Below are 20,092 nucleotides of genomic sequence, written 5' to 3' on the forward strand. Positions count from 1 at the left end.
CACCCCGTCCCCGCCGCGCCAACGGCCCCCGTCCGAGCGTCATTACGGCCCTGTCCCGGCCCCTGTTCCGCCCTTGTCCGGCCGTTGTCCCGGCCGTTGTCCCGGCCCTCGTTCGGGCTCTCGTTCGGGCCTTATTCCCCGGTCGCGTCCGTACGGCCGCCGTCCCGCACCGTCCGCGTACCCGGCCGAAGCATTTAGCCTCTGACCATGGCACCTTCACCCGGACCGCAGGAATCCGCATCACCGGACGCCACGGACGTCTGGCTGCCCATTCCGCCCGCTCAGATCGACGGACTCCCCGACGGACTCACGTACCACTTCTGGGACGGCGACGAGGAGTTCCCCGCAGACCCGGCCCGCTGCGCCTTCTACGTCGTCCCCTACATGAAGGGTCAGGCCGTCGCCGTACGCCCGCTGCCGGAGATGCCGCGGGTGCGCGTGGTGCAGACCCTGACGGCGGGGATAGACCATGTCGCGGGCGCCCTGCCGGACCTGCCCGCCGGCACGGTGCTGTGCAACGCCCGCGGCGTGCACGACGCTTCGACCGCGGAGCTGGCGCTGGCGCTCACGCTGGCCGCGCTGCGCCGCCTGCCGTTGTTCGTACGGGCGCAGGACGCCGAGGAGTGGACCCCCGGCGTCTACGACGCGCTCGCGGACAAGTCCGTGCTCATCGTGGGCTACGGGGCGATCGGTTCGGCCGTCGAGGAGCGGCTGTTGCCCTTCGAGGTGGCGGAGGTGACGCGGGTGGCACGCACGGCGCGTGAAGCGCCGCACGGTCCGGTGCACGCGCTGGACAGCCTGCCCCGGCTGCTGCCGCACGCCGACGTGGTGATCCTCTGCACGCCGCTGTCCGACGAGACGCGGGGGCTGGCGGGCGCCGGGTTCCTCTCCCGAATGAAGGACGGCGCACTGCTGGTCAACGTGGCGCGCGGCGGTGTGGTGGACACCAAGTCCCTGCTGGCGGAGGCGGAATCGGGACGGCTGCGCGCGGCGCTCGACGTCACCGACCCGGAGCCGCTTCCCGCCGGGCACCCCCTGTGGCACGCGCCGGGGGTGCTCATCACCCCGCACGTGGGCGGTCCGACGACCGCCTTCCTGCCGCGCGCCAAGCGGCTGTTGCGCGATCAGCTGGGCCGCTGGGCGCGCGGTGAACCGCTGGAGCACACGGTGGCCGTGGCCCAATGACCCTGCGGGGCGCAGGAGTTGCCCCGATGACCCTGCGGGCCGCGGGAGTTGCCTCCCGGCGGGCCCGGAGTCGCCCATAAGGCTTCCCCAAAGCACCGAAAAATACTCTCCGGAGGCGTACGAGCGCTCGCCGTATCCGCAACGTCCCTGGTCGTCACGTTCTGTATCGGCACTATGTCCCTCTGTGACGGTTCTGGTGTAACCTCCAAGAGGGGGGCGAACCCGGACACGAGGGGGGCGACGGGCGAATGCGCGGCCAATGGACGAATTGCCGGTGGACGAAACGCAGTACGCCACGGACGAGTTGCCGTCGGCCGGTCCCGGGGCGGGGCCGGAGCGCGGGCATGTCCGTGTGCCTGTGCCGCGTCCGCGCGGACCGGAGGTACGAGAAGCCTCCGTCCCAGAGGAGGACCCGGTGACCCCGGGGGGCGCGGCCACGCGCCAGAGCCTTGTGCGCACACCGGCCGGTGCGCCGGCCTTCGCTCCGCCGTCGACGCGCGCCGGGTCGCCGCACGGCGGTGAAGTGCCGCCCGAGGGCGGCCCGTTGGGGGCGGGTGCCACCGCGACCGGCACGGCCGTCCTCGGTGCGCCGGTGCGGGAGCGCGAGCACGCAAGCGGCCACGGCGACGGGCAGGGAGACGGGCAGGCAAGTGCGGTCCCCGCGGCGCGGACCGTTGCGCCCGCGGGTGAGCCGGCCGGTGCGCGCAGGTGCGCCCCGTCGGTGAGCGTGCTGCCGCAGTTGCTGCTCGTCGCACTGTGCGGCGGCTATGCGATCGGCGCGGCCTTCGGGTGGGGCTCGCGCCAACTGTCGCTGATCATGGGCGACTTCGGGCTGAGCGCCGCCGGGATCCTCGCCGCCGCCTCCTGCGTGCGATACGCCCGCGCGCACCGCGGCACCCAACTGGGCCCGGCATGGCTGCTGTTCGCGCTCTCGTCGCTGATGGCGGCGGCGGGCAACGCGGTCTGGGGGTGGTACGAGGTGGTGCTGCACCAGCCCGTGCCCCGCCCCTGCGCCGCCGACTTCTGCTTCCTGCTCTTCGCGCCGCCCGCCATCATCGGCCTGCTCGTACTGGCCAAGAGGCCCGTCACACGCGCCGGTTGGGTCTGCCTGGGCCTGGACTCGTGGCTGATCGGCGGTTCGCTGCTGACGATCTCCTGGTCGCTCGCGCTCGTGCACACCGCGTACTGGGAGGGCGACTCGGTCGCCCGCGCGGCGCTCAGCCTGGCGTATCCGCTGCTCGACATCGTGCTGGTGAGCATGGTGCTCGCGCTCCACTTCAGGCGCTCCGCCGCACACCGTTCGGCGGTCAACACCGCGATCGGCGCTCTCGCGCTGACCGTGCTGTGCGACGCCCTGTTCACCTCTCCGCTGCTCCGGGAGCACTACACCTCGGGGCAGTTGCTCGACGCCGGATGGTTCGCGGGTTCGCTGCTGCTGGCGTACGCGCCGTGGGTCAAGGGCGAGCGGCAGGCGGCACAGGCGGCTCAGGCGGCTCAGTCCGCGCGGGCCGCACGATCCGCCGGGAGCGCCGCAGGCCGCGACCGTCTCGGCGTCGCGGACCGTGAGTTCCACGGCGACGACAGCCCGAGCCGCCCGATCGCGGGCTCCCTGGCCGCGCTCACGCCGTATCTGGCCGCCGCGGTCTGCACGTTGGGGATCCTCTACAACGCGGTCTCCGGGCGGGAGATCGACCGCGTCGTGCTCTTCACCGCCTGCACGGTCGTGCTCGCCCTCGTCGTACGCCAGGGCATCATGCTGCTGGACAACATCAGCCTGACCCAGGAACTGGCCCAGAAGGAGAACCACTTCCGGTCCCTGGTCCAGGGCTCCAGCGACGTCATCATGATCGCCTCCCCGACGGGCATGCTGCGCTATGTCTCGCCCGCGGCGGCCGGGGTCTACGGCAGGGACGCGGACGCCCTCATCGGCTCCGAACTCGCCGCGCTCATCCACCCCGAGGACCTCGCCCGCGTACTGCACGAGCTGCGCCGCTTCCTCGCGACGTCCCACCAGCAGGTGCCGTCGACGCGGATCGAGTGCCGCATCCGGCACGGCCGCGGCCACTGGCTGAACGTCGAGTCGACGGTCAACCGCTACCGCAGCGGCCTCATCTTCAACAGCCGTGACGTCACCGAACGGGTCCGTCTCCAGGCGCAGTTGCAGCACAACGCGTCCCACGACCCGCTCACCGACCTGCCCAACCGGGCGCTGTTCACCGAGCGCGTGCGCAAGGCCCTGGTCGGGCGGCGCGGCGGGGACAGCGAGCACGCCGTGCTCTTCATCGACCTCGACGGCTTCAAGGCCGTCAACGACACCATCGGCCACCAGGGCGGCGACGAGCTGCTCGTGGCGGCGGCCCGCCGCCTCCAGGAGTCGGTCAGGGCGGGGGACACCGCGGCCCGGCTCGGCGGCGACGAGTTCGCCGTGCTCATCCTCGGCGACGGCAACCCGAGCACACACGCCGCCGCCGAACGCGAGCTGCGCATCCACGAGATCGCCGACCGGCTGCGGATGACGCTCTCCGAGCCCTATCGGGTGGAGGGCAGAGAGGTGCGGATCGCCGCGTCGATCGGCATCGCCTTCGCCGAGCCCGGGATCTCTCCCACGGCGCTGATGCGCAACGCGGACCTGGCCATGTACCGCGCCAAGCAGGCGGGCAAGGCCAGGGTCGAGCTGTATGCGCCGCGGACGGAGGAGGGCGCATCGGGCGCGGCGGCGGCCGTCGCCGCGGGGACGCCCGCAGGGACCGCAGAGGTGTCGGCGGCTTCGTCGGCAGCGGTTTCGGCGGGGGCTTCGGCAGGAGTTCCGGCAGGAGTTCCGGCAGGGGCTGCCGCCGAGTCGCGGAGCACCACCGAGCGCCCGGGCACTCCGAACACCCCCGAGAGCCCGGACAGTTCCACGAGCCCGGAGAGTCCGGAGAGCCCGGAGAGCACGACGCCGACCGTCCCCGTGAGCACACCGCACAGCACCGCTCAGAGCACGTCCGGAGGCCCGGCGCCCGGCGCCGGCACGGCCGGCACGGCTGGCGCGGCGGAGGAGCACCGGCGCGGGGACACCGCCCGTGCCCTTCCGGCGGGCCAGGCCGGCCGCTCCGGTCACCCCGGCGCCGTCGGAGACACGCACGAGGCCGTGAGCCCTTCCGTGAGGGCGGCCGCGGCGCGGGCCGGAAGCGAGTTCACGCTGCTACACCAGCCCGTCGTGGCGCTGGCCGGTGGCAGGATCGCGGCGGTGACGGCGCTCCCGCGCAGACGCTCGGCGCAGGGCGTCCTGTTCACTCCCGCCGAGTTCACGCATGCGGCCGGGGGCGGCGACGCCGCCGGAGCCGTCCACATGGAGACGGCGACGGTCTCCGCGGCCCGTTCCGGGGGAGCCGCCGAGGCGGGCCAGCGGCTGCTGGAGGAGGCAGTGCAGCAGGCGGTGGCGCGCCAGAGCGCCGGCTTCCATGTGCCCGTCTCCGTGCGGCTGCCCGCCGTATCGCTCATGGAGCCCGCGCGCAGCGGCCGTACGGTCGAGGGGGTGGCGGCCCGGCGGCCGCTGCCTCCCGGCTCGCTGATCCTGGAGCTGACAGGCACGGACACCCGCTCCGGCCTGGACGAGCTGGAGGCCAGACTGAGCGCACTGCGCCGCCTCGGCGCCCGTATCGCACTCGACGGCTTCGGCGGCGGACCGCTGGCGGTGTCGGCCCTGCGGCGGCTGCCCGTGGACATCGTGAGACTCGAACGCGCCCTCATCGAGGGCATCGTGGACTCGGCGAGACAGCGCAAGATCACCAAGGGGCTGCTGCGCATCGCGGGCGATCTCGGTCTGACCTCGGTCGCCGAGGGCGTCGATCTGCCCGAACAGGCCGTGCTGCTACGGGAGATGGGCTGCACCCACGCCCAGGGCACGCTCTTCTCCGGACCGCTCGACGAGCACCGCCTGCGGCATGCGCTCTCCCGCGGGGTCCTGCCCGTGCCCGACGAGCGTGCTCTCGCACGCGGTCTGCCCGGGTGCGGCGGCCCGCAGCCCTCCGGGCCTTCGGGAGGCGCGGCGGCGGGCGGCAGAGGCGGGCTCGCCCAGGGGGCCCGCGGGGCCGGCCGCTCGGTCGTGGTCGCGGGGGCCCTGCCCGTACGATTGCAGGAGCTGCGGGAGAGCATGCAGCCGTGGCTGGTGTCGGGGGACATGCGGGAGGATGTGGCCCCGGTCACCCCGGCCCCGCACCCCCGCTCGCATGCTGAGACGCGCGTCCCACCCACTTGACACGGAAAGTGCGCTGGGGGGAGGGTCTGTGCCATGCGCACCCGAATTCTCGTACTTGGAAAGCGCGTCGACTGACCGGGTTCCGTAGGACCTGCGACCACAGCGACGCGCTCCCCTCGCTTGCCTCACGGCACGAGGGGTTTTTTGTTGCATCAGCGCCGGAGCGCGGGCTCCGCCGCAGCAGGCGTCACAGAGGTCGCAGCCGCCGCAGCCGCCGCAGCCACCGAGTTCACCACTCACCGCACGACACGAGCGTCAACCCTCAATCTCCGAGAAGAGATCACCGATGACCGAGCAGTCCACCGCGGCCCCCAAGCCGCAGCCGCGGGCCCGTACCGTCGGACAGCAGAAGGCCGCGCCGGCCGGGATGACGGGCGCCCAGTCCCTCATCCGCTCGCTCGAGGAGATCGGCGCCGACACCGTATTCGGCATCCCGGGTGGATGCATCCTTCCGGCCTACGACCCGCTGATGGACTCCGACCGCGTGCGTCACGTGCTGGTGCGGCACGAGCAGGGCGCGGGCCACGCGGCCACCGGGTACGCGCAGGCCACGGGCAAGGTCGGCGTCTGCATGGCCACTTCGGGCCCGGGCGCCACCAACCTGGTCACGCCCCTCGCCGATGCGCACATGGACTCCGTGCCGCTGGTCGCGATCACCGGGCAGGTCGCCTCCGGGGCGATCGGCACGGACGCGTTCCAGGAGGCCGACATCTGCGGCATCTCGATGCCGGTGACCAAGCACAACTTCCTCGTCACCGACCCCGACGAGATCGCGCGCACCATCGCCGAGGCGTTCCACATCGCCTCGACCGGCCGCCCGGGTCCCGTCGTGGTCGACATCGCCAAGGACGCGCTTCAGGGCCGTACGACCTTCGAGTGGCCGCCCGTCTGCGACCTGCCGGGCTACCGTCCCGTGACCAAGCCGCACGCCAAGCAGATCCGCGAGGCGGCGAAGCTGATCGCGGAGGCCCGCCGGCCCGTGCTGTACGTGGGCGGCGGCGTGGTCAAGGCGAAGGCGACGGCGGAGCTGAAGGTGCTCGCCGAGCTGACCAGGGCCCCGGTGACGACGACGCTGATGGCCATCGGGTCCTTCCCCGACAGCCACCCGCAGCACCTGGGCATGCCGGGCATGCACGGCAGTGTCGCGGCCGTCACGTCGCTCCAGAAGGCCGACCTGATCGTCGCGCTCGGGGCCCGTTTCGACGACCGCGTGACCGGCAAGCTCGACTCGTTCGCGCCGCTGGCCAAGATCGTGCACGCCGACATCGACCCCGCGGAGATCGGCAAGAACCGCGCCGCCGACGTGCCGATCGTCGGCGACGCCCGGGAGGTCATCGCCGACCTCGTGGTGGCAGTGCAGGCCGAGATGAGCGAGGTGACCGCGGGTTCCGCCGCGGCCGCCGGCTATCCGGACTGGTGGAAGCAACTGGACCGCTGGCGCGAGACGTATCCGCTCGGCTACGACCTGCCGGAGGACGGCAGCCTCTCCCCGCAGCAGGTCATCGAGCGCATCGGCGAGCTGGCCCCGGAGGACACCGTCTACGCCGCGGGCGTCGGCCAGCACCAGATGTGGGCCGCCCACTACATCGGCTACGAGCGGCCGGCGACCTGGCTCAACTCCGGCGGCCTGGGCACCATGGGCTATGCCGTGCCCGCGGCGCTCGGCGCCAAGGTCGGCAGGCCACAGAGCACGGTGTGGGCCATCGACGGCGACGGCTGCTTCCAGATGACCAACCAGGAGCTGGCCACGGCCGCGCTGAACGGCGTGCCGATCAAGGTCGCGATCATCAACAACGGTGCGCTGGGCATGGTCCGCCAGTGGCAGACGCTCTTCTACAACCAGCGCTACTCCAACACCAAGCTGCACACCGGCCCCGGCGACGAGGACGCGCAGCAGCCCAACAAGGGCACCCGCTGCCCCGACTTCGTGAAGCTGGCCGAGGCGATGGGCTGCGTCGGCATCCGCTGCGAGGACCCGGAGGAGCTGGACGCGGTGATCGAGAAGGCCAACGCGATCAACGACCGCCCCGTGGTCGTCGACTTCATCGTCCACGAGGACGCGATGGTCTGGCCGATGGTGGCCGCGGGCACCTCCAACGACGAGGTCATGGCGGCGCGCGGCGTCCGCCCCGACTTCGGCGACGACGAAGAGTGAGCCGAGGGTTCAGGAAGCATCCAGAGAAGGAACGACAGATGTCCAAGCACACGCTCTCCGTCCTGGTGGAGAACACCCCCGGCATCCTCGCCCGGATCGCCGCGCTCTTCTCCCGCCGCGGCTTCAACATCGACTCGCTCGCGGTCGGCGTGACCGAGCACCCCGAGATCTCCCGTATCACGATCGTCGTGAACGTGGAGGATCTGCCGCTGGAGCAGGTCACCAAGCAGCTCAACAAACTCGTCAACGTTCTCAAGATCGTTGAGCTGGATCCGGCCTCGGCCGTCCAGCGTGAACTCGTTCTGGTGAAGGTCCGTGCCGACAACGAGGCCCGCTCCCAGATCGTCGAGATCGTCTCGCTCTTCCGCGCCAAGACCGTGGATGTATCGCCGGAGGCCGTCACCATCGAAGCCACCGGCAGCAGCGACAAGCTCGACGCCATGCTCAAGATGCTGGAGCCGTACGGCATCAAGGAGCTGGTGCAGTCGGGGACCATCGCCGTCGGGCGCGGCGCCCGCTCCATCACAGACCGGAGCCTGCGCGCGCTTGATCGGTCCGCGTAGCGCGGCGCGCCACCGCGGCACCGGCCGGCGACCCCGCGGCGTACGTGCCGTACGGGCGTCGTAGGTTGGGCGGCGCATCCCCTTCGAAAACCCCTTCAGAACGACCCGGGGTAGCCCCCGGACCCCGAAAGAGGAGATTTCCCAAGTGGCCGAGCTGTTCTACGACGACGACGCCGACCTGTCCATCATCCAGGGCCGCAAGGTGGCGGTTCTCGGCTTCGGCAGCCAGGGCCACGCCCACGCGCTGTCCCTGCGCGACTCCGGCGTCGATGTGCGGGTGGGCCTGCACGAGGGCTCCAAGTCGCGCGCGAAGGCCGAGGAGCAGGGGCTGCGGGTCACCACTCCCGCCGAGGCTTCCGCCGAGGCCGACGTCATCATGATCCTCGTCCCGGACCCGATCCAGGCCAAGGTCTACAAGGAGTCCGTCGCCCCGAACCTCAAGGACGGCGACGCCATCTTCTTCGGCCACGGCCTCAACATCCGCTACGAGTTCATCAAGCCCCCGGGCAACATCGACGTGTGCATGGTCGCGCCGAAGGGCCCGGGCCACCTGGTGCGCCGCCAGTTCGAGGAGGGCCGCGGCGTTCCGTGCATCGTGGCCGTCGAACAGGACGCGACGGGGCACGGGTTCGAGCTGGCGCTCTCCTACGCCAAGGGCATCGGCGGCACCCGCGCCGGCGTCATCAAGACCACCTTCACCGAGGAGACCGAGACGGACCTCTTCGGTGAGCAGGCCGTGCTGTGCGGCGGTACGTCGGCGCTGGTCAAGGCCGGTTTCGAGACGCTGGTCGAGGCCGGGTACCAGCCGGAGATCGCGTACTTCGAGTGTCTGCACGAGCTGAAGCTGATCGTGGACCTGATGTACGAGGGCGGCCTGGAGAAGATGCGCTGGTCCGTCTCCGAGACCGCCGAGTGGGGCGACTACGTCAGCGGTCCGCGCATCATCAACGACCAGGTCAAGGCCGAGATGCGCAAGCTCCTCGACGACATCCAGGACGGCAGCTTCGCCAACAACTGGATGAAGGAGTACAACGCGGGCCTGCCGAAGTACAACGAGTACAAGAAGGCCGCGAACGACCACCTCCTGGAGAGCACGGGCCGCAAGCTGCGCGGGCTGATGAGCTGGGTCGACGAGGACGCGTAAGGCGGCTCGCGCCGCCGGGCGACCCGAAGTGCCTGTGCCCGCCCTGTCTCCCCGCCCACGTCGGCGGGGAGACAGGGCGGGCGCGTTTGCGGGGATGTGAGGGCGCGGGGCCGGGACGGCGTACGAACTCTGCCGCTGGATCCCGAACTCCCCAACTCCCGAACTCCCGTGGGCCCGTGGGCCCGTGGGCCTTTGCGCCCGTGCGGTCGCGGTGCCGGTCGTGGTTCGGACGGCCATGCCTGGGGAGGATGCGTGCGGTGAAGCGGCCGTGCGCCGCAACGACGTCCACCGGGAGGCAGTTGATGACCGCCGCTGGCAGGCCCGTACCGTCGGGCCGGCCGACCGACGACCGACTCGACGCGCTGCTGGGCCGGTTGAGTCTCGAGGACCGGGTGCGGGTGCTCACCGGTGAGACCATCTGGATGCTGTATCCGCTGCCGTCCGCCGGGCTGCGGGCGGTCACGCTCTCCGACGGGCCCATCGGCGTACGGGGCAGGGGGCTCGCCTCCACGACCTCCGCGCAGATGCCCGCGCCGTCCGCTCTCGCCGCCACCTGGGACGAGACGCTCGCGGCGGAGTCGGGCACGCTGATGGCCGCCGAGGCGCGGTCGAAGAGCGCGGACGTGGTGCTGGCACCCGTGGTCAACCTTCAGCGGACGCCGCTCGCGGGGCGGCACTTCGAGTGCTTCTCCGAGGATCCGCTGCTCAGCGGGCGCATGGCCGTCCCCTATGTGACCGCGCTCCAGCGGCAGGGAGTCGGCGCGTGCGTGAAGCACTTCGTCGCCAACGACTCGGAGACCGAACGCGCCTCCTACTACTCGCGGTTGAGCGCCCGTGCGCTGCGCGAGGTCTATCTGGCGCCCTTCGAGCGAGTGGTGAAGGACGCCGGGGTGTGGATGGTCATGGCCGCCTACAACGGACTCGACCTGGGACCTTCGAACGGGGACGGGCCCGCGCCCGCCACCGAGCACCGCTGGCTGCTGCGTGAACTCCTCAAGGAGGAATGGGAGTTCGACGGTGTCGTGGTCAGTGACTGGCTCGCGACGAAGAGCACCGCCGCCTCGGCCGTGGGCGGCCTCGATCTGGTGATGCCCGGCCCGGACGGTCCGTGGGCCGAGGGCGACGCGCTGCTGGAAGCCGTGCGCGCGGGCGAGGTGCCGCGGGAGGACGTGGACGACAAGGTGCGCCGCATCCTGCGGCTCGCGGCCCGGGTCGGCGCGCTGTCCGAACCCGATGCACTGTCCGGTCCCGGTGCCCCGTCCGGTCCGGGTGCCCCGTCCGGTCCGGGTGCCCCGTCCGGTCCGGGTGCCCCGTCCGGTCCGGGCGCTCCGCCCGATTCCCGTACGCCGGTCGACTCCGGGCCGCTGCCCGAGCCCGCGGAGGGCACGTCCTCCGTCGAGCAGCCGTCCGGCCACCAGCCCGCCACCCGCGCCCTGCTGCGCAGGACCGCCGCCCGCGCCACCGTCGTACTGCGCAACGAGGACCGACTGCTGCCGCTGCCTCCCGGCACCTCCCGCATCGCGCTCATCGGCGCGAACGCGCTCGACCCGTTCGTCCAGGGCGGCGGCAGCGCGCACGTCACGCCGCCGCATCTGAGCCGTCCGCTCGACGCGCTGCGCGAGGCCTTCCCGTCCGCGGAGATCACCGCGCACCGCGGCGGCCGCACGCTGCGCCACGCACCGCTCGTCCAGCCCGGCGCCCTGTCCGGCGGGTCCGTGGAGCTGACCGTCCACGACGCCGACGGCAGGCAGCTGACCGCACTGACCCGTACCGCTCCGTGGGACGGTTCACTGCGTCCGCCGCGGGAGCTGCCCGAGGGGGCCTCGTACGTACGGGCCGAGGCGCGGCTGCGGCTGGAGGAGCCCGGCGAGCATCTGCTGGAGGTCGCCCCCGTCGGCGCGCACCGCGTCGAGATCGATGGCGAACTGCTCAGCGAGAGCACCCGCCGCGTGGCCGAGGAGGTCCTGCTCGACGCCTCGGCCGGCAGCCCCGAGGGCCGGGTGCGGAGGATCTCCGTGCCCGAGTCCGGCCTGGAGCTGACGCTGTCGGCGACGGTGCAGGTCGTCGAGGTGGGTTCGTTCGGCCGCTTCGCACGCCTGGAGCTGCGCCATCTGCCGCCGGAGCCCGGCCCGGACGCGGAGATCGCGGAGGCCGTGGAGGCCGCCCGGCAGGCGGAGGCGGCGGTCGTGGTCGTCGGCACCAACCCGGAGTCGGAGTCCGAGGGCTGGGACCGTGCGGACCTCGGACTGCCGGGCCGCCAGCACGAGTTGGTGCGCCGCGTCGCCGAGGCCAACCCCCGAACGGTCGTCGTGGTCAACGCGGGCGCGCCCGTACTGCTGCCGTGGCTGGAGGACGTACCGGCGGTGCTGTGGTGGTGGCTGCCGGGCCAGGAGGCCGGAGGAGCCCTCGCCGATGTGCTGACCGGCGCGTGCGAACCCTCCGGGCGGCTGCCGTGGACGCTGCCGGCCGCGGCCGAGGACGTCCCGGTGCCCGACGGCGTACCGCGCGACGGCGTGATCGACTACACCGACGACCTCGACGTCGGCCATCGCGGCTGGGACCGCCTCGGCCGCGAGCCCGCCCGTGAGTTCGGCTACGGCCTGGGCTATGCGGACTGGTCGTACGGAGAGCCGTCCGCCGGGCCCTGGCGCGACGGCGAGCCGCTGGAGGTGACGGTGCCCGTGAGCAACGAGGGCGACCGGCCCTCACGTGAGGTCGTACAGGTCTATGTGGAGCCGCCGCGGGGCGAAGACCGTCCGCACCGGCCGCTGCGCTCGCTCGCCGGCTTCACCGTCGTGGAGGCGGCGCCCGGCGAGACCGTGCGGGCCGTCGTCGCCGTCGAGCCCCGCGCCTTCCAGGTGTGGTACGAGGACTCCCGGGTCTGGCGCACCCCTGCCGGTGAGTACCGCCTGCTCACGGCGCACTCCAGCCGCGATGTGCGCGGGGAGGTGAGCGTGCGTGCGGGGGCGGACGACAGCGCCCCGGCGTGATGCCCCGCGCCCGCCCGTCGAAGATCGTTTACGGGGAGGGGCAGCCCGCACCGTGCGTACGTAGCTACACTGCACGGACAAGCCAAGCGCGCCACAGGCTCACAGCGTCGTGCGTCTGCCCTGCGCCGCCGCCCCGCGGGGATGACCCCCTCCACTGTCCACGGTCGCCGGGACGCGGCCGTGCTCCCCGCCGCTGCCCGCAGCGAGGATGATCCTCCCCCTGGGCCTCGGGCCCGGGGGTGCCCCCATACTGGAGACCACGTGAGCAAACCCGTAGTACTGATCGCCGAAGAGCTCTCGCCCGCCACCGTCGACGCCCTCGGACCGGACTTCGAGATCCGGCAGTGCAACGGTGCCGACCGGGCCGAACTCCTCACCGCCATCGCCGACGTGGACGCGATCCTCGTCCGCTCCGCCACGAAGGTCGACGCGGAGGCGGTGGCCGCCGCAGCGAAACTCAAGGTCGTCGCCCGCGCCGGAGTCGGGCTGGACAACGTCGACGTCCCGGCCGCCACCAAGGCCGGCGTGATGGTGGTGAACGCTCCCACCTCCAACATCGTCACCGCCGCCGAGCTCGCCTGCGGCCTGCTGATCGCCAGCGCCCGCAACATCCCGCAGGCCAACACGGCGCTGAAGAACGGCGAGTGGAAGCGCAGCAAGTACACCGGCGTGGAGCTGAGCGAGAAGACCCTCGGCGTCGTCGGTCTCGGCCGCATCGGCGTGCTCGTCGCACAGCGGATGTCGTCGTTCGGGATGAAGGTCGTCGCCTACGACCCGTTCGTGCAGCCCGCCCGGGCCGCGCAGATGGGCGTGAAGCTGCTCTCGCTCGACGAGCTGCTGGAGGTCTCGGACTTCATCACCGTGCACCTGCCGAAGACGCCGGAGACCCTCGGTCTGATCGGCGACGACGCGCTGCACAAGGTCAAGCCGAGCGTCCGCGTCGTCAACGCCGCACGCGGCGGCATCGTCGACGAGGCGGCGCTGGCCTCCGCCCTGAAGGAGGGCCGCGTCGCGGGCGCCGGGCTGGACGTCTACGCGAGCGAGCCGTGCACCGACTCGCCCCTCTTCGAGTTCGACCAGGTCGTGTGCACGCCGCACCTGGGCGCCTCCACCGGCGAGGCCCAGGAGAAGGCGGGCATCGCCGTTGCCAAGTCGGTGCGCCTGGCGCTGGCGGGCGAGCTGGTGCCGGACGCCGTCAACGTCCAGGGCGGCGTCATCGCCGAGGACGTACGTCCTGCGCTGCCGCTCGCCGAGGGCCTGGGGCGGATCTTCACCGCCCTCTCCGGAGAGGTCGCGGTCCGCCTCGACGTCGAGGTCTACGGCGAGATCACTCAGCACGACGTGAAGGTCCTCGAACTCTCCGCTCTCAAGGGCGTCTTCGAGGACGTCGTCGACGAGACGGTGAGCTATGTCAACGCGCCGCTCTTCGCACAGGAGCGCGGCGTCGAGGTGCGGCTCACCACGTCCAGCGAGTCCAACGAGCACCGCAACATGGTGACCGTGCGCGGCACCCTCAGCAGCGGCGAAGAGGTCTCCGTGTCCGGGACGCTCGCCGGGCCGAAGCACCAGCAGAAGATCGTCGCGGTCGGGGAGCACGACGTCGACCTGACGCTCGCCGAGCACATGGCGTTCTTCCGCTACGCCGACCGCCCCGGCATCGTCGGCACCGTCGGCCGCATCCTGGGCGAGGCGGGCATCAACATCGCCGGCATGCAGGTGGCCCGCGCGGTCGCGGGCGGCGAGGCGCTGGTGGCGCTCACCGTCGACGACGACATCCCGGCACCGGTCCTCACCGAGATCAAGGGCGAGATCGGGGCGACGTCCGCGCGCAGCGTGGACCTCTCCGACTGACCTGAAGCGGAAGCACACCGGGGCGCGCCCGGGCGGTGAGGACGAAGCCGCCCGGGCGCGCGCCTGTTCAAGGGGCTGCGGGTGGCCCCGTACGCAGCCCGTACGCGGCCCGTACGCGACCTGTACGCGACCTGTACGCGACCTGTACACAACCGAGGGCCAGGGCACGGCAATTGGAAGGCAGGGCACCGCAGTGACCGGGGATTCCCGCAGGCCCCTCAGGGCCGAGGGGGAGGAACGCACCGCTCCGCCCCTGACCGGCACGGAGCGCGAAACGCTGCGCGCCTTCCTCGACTTCCACCGCGAGACCCTCGCGATGAAGTGCGAGGGCCTGAGCGACGAGCAGCTGCGCCGAGCCTCGTCACCGCCGTCCACGCTGTCCCTGCTCGGGCTGGTACGGCACATGGCGGAGGTCGAACGGGCCTGGTTCCGGCGCACGATCGCCGGCGAGGACGTGCCGCTGGTGTGGTCCGACGAGGGCGACTTCCAGGTGGCGTACGACGCGGGGCACTCCACCCGGACCGAGGCGTTCACCGCCTGGGAGACCGAGATCGCCCACGCGCGCCGGATCGAGCGGGAGGCCGCGTCGCTCGATGTGACGGGGCGCAACGCCCGCACCGGCGATGAGGTCTCGCTGCGCCTGGTGATGCTGCACCTCGTCCACGAGTACGCGCGTCACAACGGGCACGCCGATCTGCTCCGCGAGGCGGTCGACGGCACGACGGGGGTCTGAGGGCGGAGCCGGGCGGATGCGGAGTCCTGGCGGGCGCCCCCGTCAGCGCCCGCGGGCGTCAGCGCCCGCAATCGTCAGCACACGCGATCGTCAGCGGGGCGCGGGCGTCAGCGGCGCGGGCATCAGGGGGCGCTCGGTGACCAGACGTACTGCGTCATGGTCGTGACCGTGCGGAAGCCCAGCCGCCGCAGGACGGGCAAGCTGTCGTCCGAGGCGTCGACCTGGAGATACGGCACGCCCCGTGCGGCGGCGATCCGGGCCCGTTCGGCGATCAGCGCCCGGTAGACGCCGCGGCCGCGCCACTCCGGCACGGTCGTGCCGCCGCGGAGTCCCGCGTAACGGCGGTCCGGCCACAGGAAGATCCACGCGGCGCAGACGGCTTCTCCTTCGTGCTCGGCGACGAGGACCACGGTGTCGTCGGGCGCCGCCGCGATCCGTGCGGTGAGGAAGCCGGGGAGCCAGCCGAGGTCCATGTCCCAGACGGCGGCCTGAAGCGCGGCGATCCGCCGCATGTCCCGCGCCCGGGTCACACGGCGCAGCACGACCCCGTCCGGCAGCACGGGCTCCGTGGCCAACTCCGCGCTCGCGCCCACCAGTACGGACATCGTGCGGCCCGCGGCGAAGCCCGCCGAGAGCAGACGCTCCGTCAACTCCGGCGGCCCGTCGTGCGCATGGACCCGCCACTCCACCGTCTCGCCGCGCTCCGCGAAGCGGTCCCGCTGCCGTGCGATCAGCCCGTCCAGCGCGGCGCCGCGCAGCCCGGTGTCGCGCGGCCCGAACACGAAGCCCCGGAAGCCCCCGACGGCCCGCGTCAGCGGCCCGTCACGCTCGTACACCACACCGGGCCCGGGCACCGCGGGCGCTCCGCGCATCGACTCGTCGTACACGGCGAGCAGTTCGGCGTCGGTCGTCACGGCACCGACGCTACGCGCCCACGGGGCACGGGCGGCCCGTACGGGAGACTCCGGCCGCCGTGCGGGAGAGCAGCCGGAGCCGATCACGGCGTCCACGCCGCCCGGCGCCGTCAGGTGCAGCGACCCGGGACGTACGGAAGTGAGGTACGGCCGGTCACGGCACTAGGTTTGGCGGCATGAGCCTCCACATTCCCGACCAGGTCCGCAAGACGGTCATGGCCGACGGGAACGAGTCCTGGCTGGACGAACTGCCGGGCGTGGTCGACTCGCTGGCCCAGGAGTGGTCCCTGACGATCGGGTCCGGCCTTGCGGGCGGTCACGCCGCCCTGGTCGTCGAGGTGACGCTTGTCGACGGGACTCCGGCGGTCCTCAAGATCGGTGTGCCGGGCCGGGACGTCGGGCAGGAGGCAACGGCGTTGCGCCTGGCGAACGGAGAGGGATGCGCCGAGCTGCTGGGCGAGGACGTGGGGCGGCAAGCCCTTCTGCTGGAGCGCCTCGGGGCTCCGATGCACGACATCGTCACCGACCCCACGAGCCGCCACGACTTGCTGTGCGAAGCGGCGGTCCGCCTGTGGCGTCCGATCGGTCCCGGCATCGACCTTCCGACCGGCGCGAAGTTGGCCGAGCAGTACGCCGACCGGCTCCCGGAACTATGGGAGGAGGCGGGGCGACCGTGTTCACCGGCCACCGTGACGGACGCGCTGGACTGCATGAACCGTCGTCGCCTCGCCCACGACGACCGGTCCGCGGTTCTGGTCCACGGTGACATCCACGAGATGAACGCCCTGAAGGCGAGTGACGGCGGCTACAAGCTCATCGATCCAGCCGGGCTGCGGGCCGAACCGGCCTGCGATCTCGGCACGATCGTGCGTTGCAACCCGGACCTCGGCGACGACCTCCGGGCGCGGACCGGGAAACTGGCTTCCCGCACGGGCGTGGACGCCACCGCCATCTGGGAATGGGGAACCATCCACCGAGTCGTCAGCGGCGTCTACGCCTGCGGTATCGGCTTTCAGCCCTTCGGCGATCTGCTGCTGGCCGAAGCGGACCGCCTCACGGCGTAGTCGTCTGTCACCTGTCGTCTGTCGCCTGCCGGGGGTCGTCGGCTGTGCTCCGGATGTGCCGCCGTCGCACCGCCACGACGACCGACCCGGCGAATCTGTGCGGTCACGGAACTAGCCCGGCTGGACGGCGCGTTGAGCCTCGTACAGGTTGCGGGGGCGGACCTCGTCCGTCGTGCCGTACAGCTCCAGGCGGGATTCGAGGTCGCCGGTGAAGTCGGGGACGTCGATCTGGCCGAACTCGCGGACGGTATTGATGCCGACGGTCGCGCTCCAAGGCGCCAGTTCGTCGAGCTTCATCAGACCCGCGCGCTCGTTGGTGACCCTGATGTTCCAGTGGGTGAAGCGCGCTCCGAACAGCGGCCCGGCCGAGGCGTCGCCGCCGTGGACGCCGTCGTTGTTCACGGTGATGTCGGTGCGTACGTTCGCGAACGGCATGCCGCGGTGCGAGTCGAAGGTGCCCGTCTCCATCCGGCCGCGCGACCAGACGTTGTACGAGGACAGGCCTTCCACGTTGATGCCGTGGAGCTGGGTGTCCGCGGGGGCCGAGACCGTGCGCTGCTCGAGCGTGAAGTCCTCGATCAGGTTGTCGTGCGAGCCCTCGCGGCAGAAGTACGGGTGGTGCTCGCCGCGGCCGCCGACCCGCGTGCGGCGCAGGGTCGAGGCGGACGCCGCCACGAGCCCGAAGCCGTTGTCGACGTTGACCACGGCGACGTCGTCGACCCAGCAGTCGTATGTGCATTGCAGCGCGACCCCGTTGTAGCCCTTGTCGAGCAGATGCGGCGACTGCGGGGTCTCGACCGCCTCCAGGGTCAGGCCCTCGACCCCGGCGCCGGTAAGGGCCTTGACGTGCGTGGTGAGGCGCGGGTCCCACTCGGGTCGTACGTCGAGGGGGAGCGGGCGTTCGAAGGTGACCCGGTCCCCTTGGAGCGAGGCGATGCGCACCGGCCACTCGTAGGGGACGTACGAGGTCAGTTTCGTCTTGTCGTCCCAGGCGTACGCCTCGGGTCCGGGCCCGCCGCCCGCCATGTGCTCCAGGAGCGTGTGGCCGGCGTCGTCGGCGAGGCGGAGCAGGACCAGGTCGCCCTCGCGGAGCCGGCCGGGGTCCGCGACCGTCACCGACCAGGAGCCCAGTCCCGCCGGTTGAACGCTCGTCAGGGTCTGCCACTCGTCGCGCTCGTTGCCGGTCCATCCCTCGAAGGGCCAGGCCTTCGCCCTGATGGCATCCGTCAGCGCACGGAAGCGGTCCTCGGGGCAGAGCCAGATCAGGCCGCCCGCCCAGGACCAGGACGACTTGTCGCCGCCGTAGCGGGAACCGTAGACGCCGATCAGTTCGGTGAGGCTCCTCGTGGCGTAGACCCTGGTGCGGGAGCTGCCGGCGCCCTTGAGCACGACGTCGTCGTGGCCGATGTGGATCAGGCCGTCGATCCGGTACGTGCCGGGGCCGAGGAGAACCGTGCCCCCGCCGGCCCTTCCGGCAGCAGCGAGGGCACGGTTGATCGCGGGCGCGCAGTCGGTCGCGCCGTCGGCGACGGCGCCATAGGACTCGGCGCGCAGGGTGCGGCGGGGGCGGGCGAAGGCGGTGCTGCCGGTGCGGTATCCGGCACGGCCGATGTACGGAATCTGCGAGTGCCGGTAGGGGGTCTCGGTGAACTCGCGCCAGATGTCCGGCAGTCGGCCGCCGCCCGCGGTGGCGGCGGAGGCAGGTCCTCCGGTCATCGCCGCGGCGGCCACTGCGATCGCCCCGCCCAGTACGCCGCGTCTGCTGACGTTCCCGACGTTCCCGAAGTGCCGCACTGCCGCCACCCCTCACCATGTATATATGTGAACCCTGTTCATGTGAGTGCCGAGCGCGAGCATGCCATGGAGACGGCGGACGCGGAAGGGGACGCGTGACCCCCCAAAGAGCAAGCTGAGGAACGGCGTTGAAGAGACCCCGTCCCACGTGGAGGGACGGGGTCTCTTTGGGGTAGCTCTCGGGGGGCTCTCTCGGGGCCTGCCGATGCGCGGCCCCGAGAGCCGGGGGCTGTGCGGTTACTCGCTCACGTTCACCTTGAACCAGTCGACGCTCATCCCCGCGCCCGAAGTGATGTCCGCCCCCGGCGAGGTGCAGCCGCAGACCTTGTTCGGGTAGGAACCGCCGATCGCCACGTCGAAAATGGCGAAGAACCCGTGGTCCACCGCCTTCTCCCAGGTCGCTGCGGACACCTGGTTCTGGTTCACGGTGAAGGTCTCGTCGCCGTCGAGGTAGAAGCGCAGTTGCTCGGCGGAGGCGTCGGTGCGGTCCACGATGACGGAGTAGGTGTGATAGCCGGTCTGGCAGCCTTCGCAGGGTTGCAGTTCGCTGGTGATGCCGTCCGGGTCGTGGCACTCCCCGGCCCATTCGCCGCAGTGGAACGTGGTCGAGTGCTGGCTGAGACCGTTGACGGCCTCCATGATGTCGATCTCGCCGATGCTCGGCCAGTTGGTGGCCCCGACGGGGCGGGCGTCGGCGCCCATGGCCCAGAACGCGGGCCAGTAGCCCAGCGCCTTCTCCGGGTTGGGCTGCTGGATGGAGGCGCTGATCTCCATCTGGCCGCCGGCCGGGGCGCCGAAGTCGGTGCGCTGGGTCTCCACGCGGCCCGAGGTCCAGTTCCCGGCGTCGTCGCGGATCGGCTTGATCACCATGTGACCCTCGCCGTCCTGGTAGACGTTCTCGGTCGAGTCCGTGGACGTCTCGATCTCGCCGGTGCCCCAGTTCGCGGCACCGCCCGGGTAGCCGGTGCCGATGTCGTAGAGCCAGTCGTCGCGGTTGAGGCCGGTGCCCGCGGCGCCGTCGAAGTCGTCCTTGAAGACGGTGGTCCAGTCGGCCGCGGAAGCGGCGTCGCCGGCCTTCGCCGTGGCTGCCTTCGTCTCGCCTGTCTTCGCCGCGGCTGCCTTCGTCTCGGCCGGAGCCGTCTTGTTCGCGGCGGCGGGTCCGGCCGGTTCGCCGGCGGCGGCCGCACCGGAGGACGCGGTGAGGCCCAGGAGCGCGAGCGATACGGCGGCCAGCGGAATCAAGAAGCGTCGCCTGGGCCGGAGTTGGCGGTTCGCCGTCCTGCGTGGGGGAGTGAGCTTGTACATGGGGGGCTGCTTTCACTCGGAGGAACGTCGGTTGGTGACGTACGGACACGCGAGCCCGACAGAAGCGGGAAAAGCACGTACAAGGTGGATGGGCGCGCTCGGAACGGCCGCTCGGAACGGCCGACTGGAACGGTCGCGCGGAACGGCCGCTGAG

Annotated in this window: 12 protein-coding genes; 9 read left to right on the forward strand and 3 right to left on the reverse strand. The window is 71.9% G+C overall.

What is annotated here, in order from left to right; translation table 11 throughout:
* Positions 1-207 precede the first annotated feature (207 nt).
* From HCC61_RS20220 to HCC61_RS20255, 8 genes are all read left to right on the forward strand, one after another.
* Positions 208-1,185 carry a 2-hydroxyacid dehydrogenase gene (locus HCC61_RS20220; RefSeq protein ID WP_169137304.1) on the forward strand — a complete coding sequence of 326 codons (978 nt, stop codon included), beginning with the start codon at positions 208-210 and terminating at the stop codon, positions 1,183-1,185.
* Positions 1,186-1,600: 415 nt separating this feature from the next.
* Entirely contained in the window at positions 1,601-5,425 is a 3,825-nt protein-coding gene (locus HCC61_RS20225) for a bifunctional diguanylate cyclase/phosphodiesterase (RefSeq protein ID WP_346777297.1), read from the forward strand.
* 286 nt (positions 5,426-5,711) lie between these two features.
* On the forward strand, positions 5,712-7,580 hold the full coding sequence (locus HCC61_RS20230) for an acetolactate synthase large subunit (RefSeq protein WP_169137308.1): 1,869 nt from the start codon (positions 5,712-5,714) through the stop codon (positions 7,578-7,580).
* Between the two features lie 38 nt (positions 7,581-7,618).
* Positions 7,619-8,143: an acetolactate synthase small subunit gene (gene ilvN, locus HCC61_RS20235; RefSeq protein ID WP_169137310.1), complete on the forward strand. Its 525-nt coding sequence runs from the start codon at positions 7,619-7,621 to the stop codon at positions 8,141-8,143.
* 145 nt (positions 8,144-8,288) lie between these two features.
* Positions 8,289-9,287 (forward strand): ketol-acid reductoisomerase, encoded by a 999-nt coding sequence (gene ilvC / locus HCC61_RS20240; RefSeq protein WP_169137312.1) that lies wholly within the window; start codon positions 8,289-8,291, stop codon positions 9,285-9,287.
* A gap of 302 nt (positions 9,288-9,589) precedes the next feature.
* Positions 9,590-12,277 carry a glycoside hydrolase family 3 protein gene (locus tag HCC61_RS20245; RefSeq protein ID WP_169137314.1) on the forward strand — a complete coding sequence of 896 codons (2,688 nt, stop codon included), beginning with the start codon at positions 9,590-9,592 and terminating at the stop codon, positions 12,275-12,277.
* Positions 12,278-12,538: 261 nt separating this feature from the next.
* Entirely contained in the window at positions 12,539-14,128 is a 1,590-nt protein-coding gene (gene serA, locus HCC61_RS20250) for a phosphoglycerate dehydrogenase (RefSeq protein WP_169137316.1), read from the forward strand.
* A 253-nt stretch (positions 14,129-14,381) separates the two neighbouring features.
* Complete coding sequence (locus tag HCC61_RS20255) at positions 14,382-14,861, forward strand: DinB family protein (RefSeq protein WP_240969156.1); 480 nt, start codon at positions 14,382-14,384, stop codon at positions 14,859-14,861.
* 122 nt (positions 14,862-14,983) lie between these two features.
* Here the strand turns inward: HCC61_RS20255 and HCC61_RS20260 are convergent, their stop codons facing one another.
* Positions 14,984-15,733, reverse strand: coding sequence for a GNAT family N-acetyltransferase (locus tag HCC61_RS20260; RefSeq protein WP_169137549.1), 750 nt, complete (start codon positions 15,731-15,733; stop codon positions 14,984-14,986).
* A gap of 218 nt (positions 15,734-15,951) precedes the next feature.
* Here HCC61_RS20260 and HCC61_RS20265 point away from each other — a divergent pair, with 218 nt between their 5' ends.
* The gene (locus HCC61_RS20265; protein WP_169137318.1) at positions 15,952-16,839 is read left to right on the forward strand and encodes an aminoglycoside phosphotransferase family protein; all 888 of its coding nucleotides are present in this window, start codon (positions 15,952-15,954) and stop codon (positions 16,837-16,839) included.
* Positions 16,840-16,950: 111 nt separating this feature from the next.
* Here the strand turns inward: HCC61_RS20265 and HCC61_RS20270 are convergent, their stop codons facing one another.
* Together HCC61_RS20270 and HCC61_RS20275 are read right to left on the reverse strand one after the other, a co-directional pair.
* Positions 16,951-18,555, reverse strand: coding sequence for a glycosyl hydrolase family 28-related protein (locus HCC61_RS20270; protein ID WP_169137551.1), 1,605 nt, complete (start codon positions 18,553-18,555; stop codon positions 16,951-16,953).
* A 315-nt stretch (positions 18,556-18,870) separates the two neighbouring features.
* Positions 18,871-19,938, reverse strand: coding sequence for a glycoside hydrolase family 16 protein (locus tag HCC61_RS20275; protein ID WP_206322746.1), 1,068 nt, complete (start codon positions 19,936-19,938; stop codon positions 18,871-18,873).
* Positions 19,939-20,092: the final 154 nt, after the last annotated feature.

It is taken from the genome of Streptomyces sp. HNM0575 (assembly GCF_012726265.1).
In the GTDB taxonomy this organism is placed as follows: Bacteria; Actinomycetota; Actinomycetes; order Streptomycetales; family Streptomycetaceae; genus Streptomyces.

Excerpts from the sequence above, each read along its gene's own strand:
- HCC61_RS20220 (WP_169137304.1), top strand. The coding sequence starts at position 208 with ATGGCACCTTCACCCGGACCGCAGGAATCCGCATCACCGGACGCCACG.
- HCC61_RS20230 (WP_169137308.1), top strand. The coding sequence starts at position 5,712 with ATGACCGAGCAGTCCACCGCGGCCCCCAAGCCGCAGCCGCGGGCCCGT.
- ilvN (WP_169137310.1), top strand. The coding sequence starts at position 7,619 with ATGTCCAAGCACACGCTCTCCGTCCTGGTGGAGAACACCCCCGGCATC.
- HCC61_RS20245 (WP_169137314.1), top strand. The coding sequence starts at position 9,590 with ATGACCGCCGCTGGCAGGCCCGTACCGTCGGGCCGGCCGACCGACGAC.
- HCC61_RS20260 (WP_169137549.1), bottom strand. The coding sequence starts at position 15,733 with ATGCGCGGAGCGCCCGCGGTGCCCGGGCCCGGTGTGGTGTACGAGCGT.
- HCC61_RS20265 (WP_169137318.1), top strand. The coding sequence starts at position 15,952 with ATGAGCCTCCACATTCCCGACCAGGTCCGCAAGACGGTCATGGCCGAC.
- HCC61_RS20270 (WP_169137551.1), bottom strand. The coding sequence starts at position 18,555 with ATGACCGGAGGACCTGCCTCCGCCGCCACCGCGGGCGGCGGCCGACTG.
- HCC61_RS20275 (WP_206322746.1), bottom strand. The coding sequence starts at position 19,938 with ATGTACAAGCTCACTCCCCCACGCAGGACGGCGAACCGCCAACTCCGG.